The organism is Pseudomonas sp. Tun-23181 (assembly GCF_057415455.1).
Genome location: NZ_CM171630.1, coordinates 3,428,330 through 3,440,005, shown reverse-complemented (window position 1 = coordinate 3,440,005; position 11,676 = coordinate 3,428,330). Strand labels below are relative to the sequence as shown.

The window sequence follows — 11,676 nt, the reverse complement described above, 5'->3', positions numbered from 1 at the left end:
GGACCGTCTACAGTTGGACAAAGGGCTGGCGGCGAAACTGCCAGGCCAGTGAATCTTTGGCCATCGCGTCGGTCTAGAGCGTGACCGCGGTGTCGGTCGCCCTACACCTGTCTACGCTATACCGATGCGAGACTCACTCAGGAATCCAGCGCAATTATGAATGTCCTGATCGTTGATGACGAACCCCAAGCCCGCGAACGCCTGAGCCGGCTGCTCGGCGAGCTTGAGGGCTACACCGTGCTGGAGCCCAGCGCCACCAACGGCGAGGAGGCCCTGGCCCTGATCGACAGCCACAAACCCGATGTGGTCCTGCTGGACATCGGCATGCCTGGCCTGGACGGCCTGCAGGTGGCCGCCCGGCTGTGCGAGCGCGAGGCGCCGCCGGCCGTGGTGTTCTGCACCGGCGACGACGAATACGGCAGCCAGGCCTTCAAGGACAGCACCCTCAGCCACGTGACCAAGCCGATCCAACCCCAGGCCCTGCGCGAAGCCCTGCGCAAGGCCGACAAGCCCAATCGCGCCCAGCTCGCGGCCCTGACCCGGCCGGCCAACGAGGGCGGCGGCCCGCGCAGCCACATCAGCGCACGAACGCGCAAGGGCATCGAGCTGATCCCCTTGCCACAGGTCATCTATTTCATCGCCGACCACAAGTACGTGACCCTGCGCCATGAGGCCGGGGAAGTGTTGCTGGACGAGCCATTGAAGGCCTTGGAGGACGAGTTCGGTGAACGTTTCGTGCGCATCCACCGCAACGCGCTGGTGGCCCGGGAGCGCATCGAGCGTCTGCAGCGCACGCCGCTTGGGCATTTCCAGCTGTTCCTCAAAGGCCTGGATGGCGATGCCCTGACCGTCAGCCGGCGTCATGTGGCGGGTGTGCGCAAGATGATGCAGACGCTCTGACACGGGCTTCACGGTATGGCAAGGGCCTAGCCCTTGTTCGTGGCCAGGCGATAGCCGCTCAGTCAATACTTTCAGCTGCCAGCTGGGGCTGCTTCGCGCCCCATCGTCGGCAAGGCAGCCTCGGATGATAAAACACCGCGCCTACAGGGTAGCCTGATGACCTGGATCTGCTGGCAAGGCCGGCGGAGCTGTTATGATCGGCGGTATTTCTCTGGATCGGGGCGTTTCATGTCCACTCGCGAAATCCGTATTGCCACCCGTAAAAGTGCCCTGGCCCTGTGGCAGGCCGAATATGTCAAGGCCCGCCTGGAGCAGGCCCACCCGGGCCTCGTGGTGACCCTGGTGCCCATGGTCAGCCGCGGCGACAAGTTGCTCGATGCGCCCCTGGCGAAGATCGGTGGCAAGGGGTTGTTCGTCAAGGAGCTGGAAACCGCGCTGCTGGACAACGAGGCCGATATCGCCGTGCACTCGATGAAGGACGTGCCCATGGACTTCCCCGAAGGCCTGGGCCTGTACTGCATCTGCGAGCGCGAGGACCCACGCGACGCCTTCGTTTCCAATCGCTTCGCCAGCCTCGACGCGCTGCCGGCCGGCAGTGTCGTCGGCACCTCCAGCCTGCGTCGCCAGGCCCAGTTGCTGGCGCGCCGTCCGGACCTGGAAATCCGCTTCCTGCGTGGCAACGTCAATACCCGCCTGGCCAAGCTCGATGCCGGCGAGTACGACGCCATCATCCTCGCTGCGGCCGGCCTGATCCGCCTCGGCTTCGAGGCACGCATCACCTCGACCATCGGTGTCGATGACAGCCTGCCGGCCGGTGGCCAGGGGGCCGTGGGCATCGAATGCCGCAGTGCCGATCATGAAATCCATGCCCTGCTGGCACCCCTGCATCATGCCGACACCGCCGACCGCGTGGTGGCCGAGCGAGCCCTGAACAAGCGCCTCAACGGCGGTTGCCAGGTGCCGATCGCCTGCTATGCCGTGCTCGAAGGCGAGCAGTTGTGGCTGCGCGGCCTGGTCGGCCAGCCCAGCGGCGGTACCTTGCTGCGCGCCGAGGCACGCGCTCCGCGCAGCGCCGCCGAGGCGTTGGGCGTGCAGGTCGCCGAAGACCTGCTCAGCCAGGGCGCCGAGGCCATTCTCAAGGATGTCTATGGCGAGGCCGGACACCCGTGAGCCCCTGGCGCCTGCTGCTGACCCGGCCCGAGGAAGACTGCCAGGCACTGGCGCAGAGCCTCGCTGCCGCCGGCATTGCCAGCAGTTGCCTGCCATTGCTGGCCATCGAGCCGGTGGTGCTGGACGCCCGGCAAGGCCAGCGCCTGGCCAACCTGCGCGACTACCAGGCGATCATCGTGGTCAGCAAGCCGGCCGCGCGCCTGCTGCTCGAGCAACTGGCCGGGGCGGGCCTGCCGCCGCCTCGCCGGGGCTGGTTCACGGTGGGCGCAGCCACGGCGCGGATTCTCCAGGACCAGGGCCTGCTGGTCGACTTCCCCGCTGACGGCGATGACAGTGAAGCCTTGCTCGCACTGCCGGTCCTGGGCGAGGCTATCGCCGCCGTCGCCACGCCGCGCGTGCTGGTCGTGCGGGGTGTGGGAGGTCGCGAACTGCTGGCCGAGCGTCTTGGGGAGCAAGGTGCTAGTGTCGATTATCTGGAACTGTATCGCCGCCAGTTGCCGGATTACCCGGAGGGGACCCTGGTGCGTCGAATCGAGGCGGAACGCCTCAACGGCCTGGTGGTCAGCAGTGGGCAAGGTCTTGAACACCTGCTGCGCCTGGCGGGTGCCGACTGGCCGCGCCTGGCGCGTGTGCCGTTGTTCGTGCCGAGCCCCCGGGTCGCCGAACAGGCCCGGGCGGCGGGCGCCCAACAGATCGTGGATTGCCGTGGCGCCAGTGCCGCGGCCTTGCTGGCAGCCGTGCAGCGTAGCGCTGCACCTGCCTCCTAAGGCGCTAAGCTCAATGCGACGCGCCCCCATGCAAAGGATGGATACGTGAGCGAAACTGTCTTGTCCAACAACGAACAGCCATCGGCGCCCGAGACGCCGGAAACCCCCGCCGCCAAACCTGCCAAGCGCTCTGGCAATGGCTTGGCATTGCTGGCCCTGCTGCTGGGCGCGGCCGGGATCGCGGTCGGGGGCTGGGGAGCCTGGCAGGTCCGCCAGCTGCAAGGCAGCGAGCAGGGCCAGGGCCAGCACCTGCAGGCCCTGAGTGAACGCACCAGCGCGCTGCAGCAGCGAGAGCAGCAGATCAGCGCGCAACTGGCCAGCCTGCCGGCGGCCAGCGAGCTGGAAGACCGACGCCGCCTGGTGGCGCAGTTGCAGGGCGACCAGCAGCGCCTGAGCCAGCGCCTGGAAACCGTGCTCGGCGAGAGCCGCAAGGAATGGCGACTGGCCGAAGCCGAGCACCTGCTGCGTCTGGCCACCCTGCGCCTGTCGGCCCTGCAGGACATCGCCAGCGCCAAGGCCCTGGTCGAAGGCGCCGACGAGATCCTGCGCGAGCAGAGCGACCCGGGCGCCTTCGCCGCCCGCGAGCAACTGGCCCGCAGCCTGGCGATGCTCGACAGCACCCAGCAGCCTGACCGTACCGGCCTGTTCCTCAAGCTCGCGGCCCAGCGCGAGCTGGTGCAGCAGCTCAGCGCCCAGTCCCCCGAGTTCGACAGCAATGCCGACGCCCTCGGTGCCCTGACCGCCGACGGCGATGGAGCCAGCCGCTGGTCCCAGTGGTGGGCAGAAATCTCCAAGTACTTCCAGATCGAGTTCAACGCCGACGAGAACGTGCGTCCGTTGCTGGCCGGGCAATCGCTCAACCAGTTGCGCCTGGCCCTGAGCCTGACCATCGAGCAGGCGCAGTGGGCGGCGCTCAACGGCGAGGCCAAGGTCTACACCCAGGCCCTGGACGATGCGCGCAGCGTGCTGCTGGCCAACTTCAACGCCGACAACCCGCAGAGCAAGGCCATGCTCGACAGCCTCAACGCGCTGGCCGAGCAGCCGGTCTCGGTGGTCACGCCCGACCTGAGCGAGAGCCTGGCTGCGGTGCAGGCCTACATCCAGCGTCGCCACCTGCCGGCCGAAGCCGAAGGGGGCAAGCCATGAAGCGTGTCTACCTGCTGGCGGTGCTGGCGATCGTGGTGGCCGCGGCGCTGGGGATCGCCGTTGCCAAGCACAGTGGCTACGTGCTGATCGCCTATGGCGGGTTCCGTTACCAGTCGGGGCTGTGGGCGGCATTGGCGGCGCTGGTGGCCATCGTCGGGGCGCTCTGGCTGTTGCGCTACCTGGTCGGCCTGGTGTTGACCTCGAGCGGTGTGGTCAACCCCTGGTCGCGGCGCAACCGTAGCCGGCGTACTCGCATCGCCATCGAGCAAGGCCAATTGGACCTGGCCGAGGGCCGCTGGGCAAGTGCCCAGCGCCACTTGCACCGGGCTGCCGAAGCCGAGCGCCAACCACTGCTCTATTACCTTGGCGCCGCACGTGCGGCCAACGAGCTGGGCCGTACCGAGGACAGCGACAACCTGCTCGAGCGCGCTCTCGAACGCCAGCCACAGGCGGAACTCGCCATCGCCCTGACCCATGCCCAGTTGCAGATGGACCGTGGCGATGCCGAGGGGGCGCTCGACACCCTGCTGGCCATGCAAGAGCGTCACCCGCACAACGCCCAGGTGCTGCGCCTGCTGCAGCGCCTGCACCTGGAGCGGGGCGATTGGCCGGCGCTGATCCGCCTGCTGCCCGATTTGCGCAAGGGCAAGGTACTGCCGGCCAAGGAGCTGGCAGAGCTGGAACAGCGCGCCTGGGGCCAGAACCTGTGCCTGGCGGCGACCCGTGGCGAGGATGCCCAGGCCGCCCGCCAGGGCCTGGAGCGTGCCTGGCAGCAACTTACCGCTGCCCAGCGTCAGGAGCCGCAGTTGGTGCTGGCCTACGCCGAGCAACTGCGCCAGGTCGGTGCCCAGGGCGAGGCCGAGCAGGTGCTGCGCACCGCGCTCAAGCGCCAGTACGAAAGCCACCTGGCTCGCTTGTACGGCCTGGTACGGGGCGATGATCCGGCGCGCCAGCTGCAGGCTGCCGAGGGCTGGCTCAAGGAGCACCCCGAGGATGCGAGCCTGCTGCTGACCCTGGGCCGCCTGAGCCTGCAGAACCGTCTGTGGGGCAAGGCGCGCGACTACCTGGAAAGCAGCCTGCGCCTGGAGCGTAACCCAGAGACCTGCGCCGAGCTGGCCCGCCTGCTCGCCGGCCTGGGCGAAACCGAGCGCAGCAACCAGCTGTTCCAGGAAGGCCTGGGCCTGTTGGACGAGCGCCTGCTGGCCCTGCCATTGCCCGAGGGGATGCGAGCCTGAGTACCCCCAAGCGCCCGCGCCAGTGCGCGGGCGCTTGGGTTTGTGGATTTTCCAGCCGCAAAGGCTGGGTTTGCGCTTTCCTTCTTCGGAAATTTCCTACTGATTGTTGAAAACTTTCCTTGTCAATCAGCGACTTGTCCCCACTGTAGCGCCTTGAAACAAAGCGCGCCTTTCCTCTACCGTTCCAAGCCATATCTTCAACCCGGGACCTACATCGCTCATGCTGCTGGCCCGTTTGCATACGTTCTTTCTTCCTGCCTGGCTCGCCTCGCTGGCGGTGCTGGCTGCCTCTTTCCACCTCGAAAGCGTTCTGGGCCTGGTGCCGTGCCCCTTGTGCTTCAGCCAACGCTTTCTGCTGGGGCTCTACTCGCTGGTCTGTCTGTGCGCGGTCATCCACCACCCCGGCTCGTCGGGCCGGCGCGCCTACTGCGCGCTGGCCTTGGCCTGTTCGCTGGGTGGCGCGCTGCTGGCGGCGCGGCATGTCTGGTTGCAGGGGGGGAGCATGCCGCTGGAAGCCTGCCATGTCCCGTTCCAGCAGGTCCTGGAGCAGTCCTGGGGCCAGGCCTTGAAGATGCTGTTGCTGGGCGGCCCGGACTGCGACTCGCTGACCTGGAGCTTTCTCGACCTGACCCTGCCCGAGTGGAGCCTGCTGGCGTTCCTGCTGTTGTCGGCGCTGCCGTTGTCCTGGCTGCTGAGGTTTTGTTTGCGCCGCCTGGGCAACGCTTGATCCAGGGCAAGCCCGCCACGATCGCTCGACCAGTGGTGAGCCGCAACGAGATTAAACGCTTGTACGAACTTTGTCCGATGCGTACCTTGATGGTCAGCACGCGCGGGAATAATCTCCCTGCACGCATACCGAAAACACAACTGCTCGATGCCGTCCTGCTGATGTCACCTTTGTGCTGTGGTGTTGTGGTGCGAGGTGCAGCGGCATCTACCCAGAAGGGAAGAGATAGCCATGCTCGATAGTTGTCAGAACGCTCAGGAACGCTGGGGTGGGGTTCACAAGCTGATCGACCGCTGGCTGGAGGAGCGCCAGGAACTGGTGCACGCCTTCCGCGCCCTGCGCGACGCCAAGCCGGCCTTTGCCGACAAGGAGCAGAACGGCCGTTTCTGCGAGATCCTGGTCGATTATGTCTCGGCATGGCACTTCGAAGTCTGCGAACAACTGGTCAGCGAGGCCAAGGCCTTCGGCGACGACGGCGCGCTGGAGCTGGCCGAGCAGATCAACCCGCGGATCAACGACATCACCCAGATCGCTTTGGCCTTCAACGACCATTGCGAAAAAGGCCAGTGCAAGGACCCCGAGCGTTTCTCCAAGAAACTCGGCGAGCTGGGCAGCCTGCTGCACGAGCGCTTCGAGCTGGAGGATTGCCTGATCGAGGTGCTGCACAACGCCCACAAGGAAGAAGGGGCGGTCCAGGCCTGACGCCTGGCCTCAGTCGGCCACCGCCAGCAATTCGATCTCGAATACCAGGGGGGTGTAGGGCGCGATCAGGTCGCCCGCACCTTCGGCGCCGTAGGCTTGCGCCGAGGGGATCACCAGCCGCCATTTCGCCCCTGCCTTCATGTGTGGCAACGCCACCTGCCAACCTTCGATCACCGAGCCCAGGCTGAACCACTGGGGTTGCAGGTTCTGGTCGAACACCGAGCCGTCGGGCAATTTCCCCACGTAACGTACCTGCACCTTGCCGCCCGCCTTGGGTTGGGCGCCGTTGCCAGGCACCTGTTCGCTGTAGAGAACGCCACCGGCCAGCTCATGCATGCCGGCGCGGGCGCGTTCGTTGGCCAGAAAACGCTGCTCCGCGACCTGGAGCTGCTCCGCCTGGGCTTGTTCGGCTGCGGCAGCGGCCTGCGCCTCATGCTGCTGGAGAATGGCCTGCATGCGTGGCGCGTCGAGCTTGAGCGGTTGGCCCTGGTAGGCCTGGCGCAGGCCTTGCACCAGGGCATCGAGCTGCAGGCCGGGTACTTCCTCGCGCAGCCGCTCGCCGAGGCTGGCGCCCAGGCTGTAGGCGAGGTCGTGGTCGTTGGCGGGGGCGGTGTCTGGGCCTGCGAAGGCGAAGGGGGCGGCCAGGCACAGCCCGAGAACAAGATAGCGAGGCACGGTTGGCTCCTGCGGCAATGAGCCGGAAGTATGCCAGCCTTGTTGGCGGGAAATGTGTAAATATCAGCAATTGCTTATTGGGCAACTACACTTGCACCGAGCTGCAAGATAACAACTTTGCCCAGGCATGCAACGCGGCGGCACCAATACTGTCAACATGCCCTAGCGGCGTTAGCAGCAGAAGCATAGTATGAGCCGCAATCTCGTCAGCCAGGAGGTAAACCATGTCGGCCAAGAAGAAGCCAGTCAGTACGCCGTTGCACCTGCTCCAGCAACTTTCGGGTAGTCTGCTCGAACATTTGGAAGATGCCTGCTCGCAAGCGCTGGCGGATGCGGAAAAACTGCTGGCCAAGTTGGAAAAACAACGTGGCAAGGCCCAGGAGAAACTGCACAACGCACGCCTGAAGTTGCAGGATGCCGCCAAGGCCGGTAAAGCCAAGGCGCAGAACAAGGCGAAGAAAGCCACCGGCGAACTTGAAGCGTTGCTCGACTCGCTCAAAGAGCGCCAGACCCAGACCCGTACTTATATCCAGCAACTCAAGCGTGATGCCCAGGAAAGCCTGAAACTGGCCCAGGGCGTTGGCAAGGTACGCGAGGCTGCCGGCAAGGCCCTCGACCAGCGTGCCGCGGCCACCAAGGCAGCCGCCAAGCCCGTTGCCAAGGTTGCGGCCAAACCCGCCACCGCGAAACCCGCCGCCAAGCCGACCGCCACCCGCACACCGGCCAAGGCCGCTGCAGCCAAACCAGTTGCCAAGAGCACCGTTAAACCGGCTGCCAAGAGTGCCGCCAAACCGGCTGCCAGCAAGGCGCCGGCTAGGGCTGCTGCCGCGACTGCGGCCAAGGGCACCGCCGCCACCCGCGCACCTGCCAAGGCTGCTGCGACCAAACCGGCGGCCAAGGCCGCCAGCAAGCCTGCTGCCAAGGCGCCGGCCAAGGCCAGCGCTGCGAAACCAGCGGCCAAGCCTGCGGCGAAAGCGTCCAGCGCCAAGCCCGTAGCGGCCAAGCCAGCGGCGAAACCGGCTGCGGCCAGGGCCAATGCTGCGAAACCTGCTGCCAAACCCGCTGCAACCCGTTCCACAGCCGCCAAGCCGGCAGCCAAGCCCGGCGCTACCCGCTCGGCGGTTGCCAAGGCAGCGGCCAAGCCTGCCGCGAGCAAACCTGTCGAAAGCAAGCCGGCCGCACCCGCCACCAGCGCCCCGGCGCCAGTGACCAACTCGGCCGCGCCAGCCAGCGCCTCGCCGGCACCGGCCAGCAACCCGGTTCAGTCGCCGTCCACGGCGTCCTGAAGCGCCTCGGCCGCGACGCGCAAGCGATGCAGCGCGTCGTGGCCGCGGGCCTGGTCCGGCGCCAGCCAGGCCAGCCAATCGTCCGTGGGCCCGTCTGGGCCTGCGGGCCATGCCCTTGCCTGCTCCTGCAGGCGCGCCAGCAAGGTGCGCTCCGCCTCCAGTTCCAGTCCCTTGACCTGCTCACGCAGCACCGCCAGGTGCGCATCGTCCTGGGCATCGGCACGCCATTGCTGGCGTAGGACGCGCAGCGGGGCGACCACTTGCCGCTGCCAGGGTTCGGCAAGGCTCCGGAGTGCGTGTACGCGCTCGGCATCGGGTTGGACGTTACCGGCCTGCAGCCAGGTACCGCACAGCAGCAGGCAGACATCGCCGCCCAGCGCCTGCAGCTCCAGGCAGGCGGCTTCGACGCCGGGTTGCCCATAAAGCGCCAAGGCATGGCGCCACAAATCGGTATGCATGTTCGCCTCGCGCCGACGATCAAGTGGCCTGTGTGGTTGCAGGGGAAGCTGATAGACTCCGCGACCATCATGATCAGACTATCGAACCTCACTTTACAGCGTGGTCCGCAGCGCTTGCTAGAAGGCGCCGAGATGACCCTGCACCCCGGTCACAAGGCCGGCCTGATCGGCGCCAACGGTGCCGGTAAATCCAGCCTGTTCGCCCTGCTGCGCGGCGAGCTCTCGCCCGATGCCGGCGACTGCCAGCTCCCCAGCGATTGGCGCATCGCCCACATGCGTCAGGAGGTCGACACCCTCGATCGCCTGGCGGTGGACTATGTGCTCGACGGCGACGTGCGCCTGCGCCAGGTCCAGGCCGAGCTGGCAGCCGCCGAGTCGGCCCACGACGGCACCGCCCTGGCGCGCCTGCACAGCGAGCTGGAGAGCGCCGACGGCTATACCGCCGACGCCCGTGCGCGCAAGCTGCTGGCCGGCCTGGGGTTCACCGCCGAGCAGATGAACCGCCGTGTCGGCGATTTCTCCGGTGGCTGGCGCATGCGCCTGAACCTGGCGCAGGCGCTGATGTGCCCATCTGACCTGCTGCTGCTCGACGAGCCGACCAACCACCTGGACCTGGATGCCATCCTCTGGCTGGAAGACTGGCTCAAGGGCTACCCAGGCACACTGTTGCTGATCTCCCACGACCGCGACTTCCTCGATGCTGTGGTCGACCATGTGCTGCACGTCGAGCAACGCAAGCTCAACCTCTACCGCGGCGGCTACACCGCTTTCGAGCGCACCCGTGCCGAGCGCCTGGCGCAGCAGCAACAGGCCTACGAGAAGCAGCAGGCCCGCCGTGCGCACATGGAGAAATACATCGCCCGCTTCCGCGCCCAGGCCACCAAGGCCCGTCAGGCACAGAGCCGGATCAAGGCGCTGGAACGCATGGAGGAGCTGTCGGCGGCCCATGTGGATTCGCCGTTCGACTTCGTCTTTCGCGAGTCGCAGAAAATCTCCAATCCGTTGCTCGACCTGTCCGAGGGCCGCCTCGGTTATGGCGACAAGGTGATCCTGGAGAAGGTCAAGCTGCAGCTGGCGCCGGGTGCACGCATCGGCCTGCTCGGCCCCAACGGCGCCGGCAAGTCGACCCTGATCAAGAACCTCGCCGGTGAGCTGGAGCCGCTGGGCGGGCGTCTGGTACGTGGCGAGAACCTGGCCGTGGGCTACTTCGCCCAGCACCAGCTCGACGCCCTCGACGACAAGGCCAGCCCGCTGCTGCACCTGCAGCGCATCGCCCCGACCGAGCGCGAGCAGACCCTGCGCGACTTCCTCGGTGGCTTCGACTTCCATGGCGACCGGGTCGACGAGCCGGTGGTCAACTTCTCCGGTGGCGAGAAGGCGCGCCTGGCCCTGGCGCTGATCGCCTGGGAGCGGCCGAACCTGCTGCTGCTCGACGAACCGACCAACCACCTGGATCTGGAGATGCGCCTGGCCCTGACCATGGCCTTGCAGGAGTTCAGTGGAGCGGTGGTGGTAGTGTCCCACGACCGTCACCTGCTCAAGAGCACCACCAACGACTTCCTGCTGGTGGCCGACGGCAAGGTCCAGGCCTTCGATGGCGACCTGGACGACTACAGCCGCTGGCTGATCGATTACCGTCAGCGCAGTGCGCCCGCCAGCAATGCCCCAGCCAACCCGGACAAGACCGACAAGAAAGCCCAGCGCCAGGCTGCTGCAGCCCTGCGCCAGCAACTGGCGCCGCACAAGCGTGCCGCCGAGAAGCTGGAGGCCGAACTGGGCCAGGTTCACGCCCAACTGGCCGGGATCGAGGCCGCCCTGGGCGACGCGGGCCTCTACGAGGCTGCGCGCAAGGACGAGTTGCGCGACCTGCTGGCGCGCCAGAGCACGCTCAAGCAGCGTGAGGGCGAGCTGGAGGAGGCCTGGATGGAGGCGTTGGAGACGCTCGAAAGCATGCAGGCCGAGCTGGAGGCGCTGTCCTGATGGAGGCGCTGCGCACGCTACTGCCGGGCCAATGGATGGAGCCGTTCTGGCTGGGGCTGCAGATCCTGCTGATCCTGGTGGCTGCATTCGTCCTGCAACGCATCGTCGCCCGCGGCCTGAGCCGCCTGGGCGATCGCTACCCGTTGCCGCCGGAGCTGCTGGTGCCGGTGCGCGGCAGCCTGCGCTGGTTGATCATGGGCAGCGCACTGTTGTTCGTGTTGGAGCGCCTGGGTGTCTCGGCCACGGTGCTGTGGACCGCCCTGTCGGGCTTCGTCGCGGTGGCGGCGGTGGCCTTCTTCGCCATCTGGAGCGTATTGTCCAACCTGCTCTGCGCGGTGTTGATCTTCACCGTGGGGCCGTTTCGCATCGGCGATGTGGTCGAGCTGGTCGACACCCTCGACAAGCCCGGTGTGAAGGGGCGGGTGATCGCCATCAACCTGCTCTATACCACCTTGCTGGAAGTGCCGGAGGCGGGTGGGGCGCTGGTGCAGGTGCCCAACAGCCAGTTCTTCCAGAAGGCCGTGCGGCGTTGGCGCGGTACCGAAGTGCCGGTGCTGGCCCAGGACACGACAGGCGAGGCCGATTGAGCGGCAGCTGAAAAATCGCTGGTGAAAATTTCACCAACACCGT

Annotated in this window: 12 protein-coding genes; 10 read left to right on the top strand and 2 right to left on the bottom strand. The window is 66.8% G+C overall.

Going from position 1 to position 11,676, the window contains the following annotated elements; all coding sequences use genetic code 11:
* The first annotated feature begins 156 nt into the window (after nucleotides 1–156).
* The 7 genes from ACDI39_RS16330 to rsd all read left to right on the top strand — a co-directional run bounded on the left by ACDI39_RS16330 (nucleotide 157) and on the right by rsd (nucleotide 6,647).
* On the top strand, nucleotides 157–900 hold the full coding sequence (locus tag ACDI39_RS16330) for a LytR/AlgR family response regulator transcription factor (RefSeq protein WP_225786710.1): 744 nt from the start codon (nucleotides 157–159) through the stop codon (nucleotides 898–900).
* Between the two features lie 228 nt (nucleotides 901–1,128).
* Entirely contained in the window at nucleotides 1,129–2,070 is a 942-nt protein-coding gene (hemC, locus tag ACDI39_RS16325; RefSeq protein WP_225786709.1) for a hydroxymethylbilane synthase, read from the top strand.
* The gene (locus tag ACDI39_RS16320) at nucleotides 2,067–2,837 is read left to right on the top strand and encodes a uroporphyrinogen-III synthase (protein ID WP_225786708.1); all 771 of its coding nucleotides are present in this window, start codon (nucleotides 2,067–2,069) and stop codon (nucleotides 2,835–2,837) included. The genes hemC and ACDI39_RS16320 overlap by 4 nt, the downstream gene beginning before the upstream one ends.
* A 45-nt stretch (nucleotides 2,838–2,882) precedes the next feature.
* Complete coding sequence (locus ACDI39_RS16315; protein ID WP_225786707.1) at nucleotides 2,883–3,983, top strand: uroporphyrinogen-III C-methyltransferase; 1,101 nt, start codon at nucleotides 2,883–2,885, stop codon at nucleotides 3,981–3,983.
* Entirely contained in the window at nucleotides 3,980–5,218 is a 1,239-nt protein-coding gene (locus tag ACDI39_RS16310; protein ID WP_225786706.1) for a heme biosynthesis protein HemY, read from the top strand. Before ACDI39_RS16315 ends, ACDI39_RS16310 begins: the two co-directional genes overlap by 4 nt.
* 220 nt (nucleotides 5,219–5,438) lie before the next feature.
* Nucleotides 5,439–5,945, top strand: coding sequence for a disulfide bond formation protein B (locus ACDI39_RS16305; RefSeq protein ID WP_225786705.1), 507 nt, complete (start codon nucleotides 5,439–5,441; stop codon nucleotides 5,943–5,945).
* Nucleotides 5,946–6,176: 231 nt separating this feature from the next.
* Nucleotides 6,177–6,647 carry a sigma D regulator gene (rsd, locus tag ACDI39_RS16300; protein ID WP_225786704.1) on the top strand — a complete coding sequence of 157 codons (471 nt, stop codon included), beginning with the start codon at nucleotides 6,177–6,179 and terminating at the stop codon, nucleotides 6,645–6,647.
* Nucleotides 6,648–6,656: 9 nt separating this feature from the next.
* On the opposite strand, the gene ACDI39_RS16295 is transcribed toward rsd, so the two are convergent.
* Entirely contained in the window at nucleotides 6,657–7,322 is a 666-nt protein-coding gene (locus tag ACDI39_RS16295) for an FKBP-type peptidyl-prolyl cis-trans isomerase (protein ID WP_225786703.1), read from the bottom strand.
* A gap of 224 nt (nucleotides 7,323–7,546) precedes the next feature.
* On the opposite strand from ACDI39_RS16295, the gene ACDI39_RS16290 reads away from it, so the two are divergent.
* On the top strand, nucleotides 7,547–8,608 hold the full coding sequence (locus ACDI39_RS16290) for an AlgP family protein (RefSeq protein WP_225786702.1): 1,062 nt from the start codon (nucleotides 7,547–7,549) through the stop codon (nucleotides 8,606–8,608).
* Here ACDI39_RS16290 and ACDI39_RS16285 read toward each other — a convergent pair.
* Entirely contained in the window at nucleotides 8,584–9,066 is a 483-nt protein-coding gene (locus ACDI39_RS16285; protein ID WP_225786701.1) for a TIGR02444 family protein, read from the bottom strand. The two genes, ACDI39_RS16290 and ACDI39_RS16285, sit on opposite strands and share 25 nt — an antisense overlap.
* A gap of 69 nt (nucleotides 9,067–9,135) precedes the next feature.
* On the opposite strand from ACDI39_RS16285, the gene ACDI39_RS16280 reads away from it, so the two are divergent.
* On the top strand, nucleotides 9,136–11,046 hold the full coding sequence (locus tag ACDI39_RS16280; RefSeq protein ID WP_225786700.1) for an ATP-binding cassette domain-containing protein: 1,911 nt from the start codon (nucleotides 9,136–9,138) through the stop codon (nucleotides 11,044–11,046).
* Complete coding sequence (locus tag ACDI39_RS16275; RefSeq protein ID WP_225786699.1) at nucleotides 11,046–11,633, top strand: mechanosensitive ion channel family protein; 588 nt, start codon at nucleotides 11,046–11,048, stop codon at nucleotides 11,631–11,633. Before ACDI39_RS16280 ends, ACDI39_RS16275 begins: the two co-directional genes overlap by 1 nt.
* The last annotated feature ends 43 nt before the right edge of the window (nucleotides 11,634–11,676 follow it).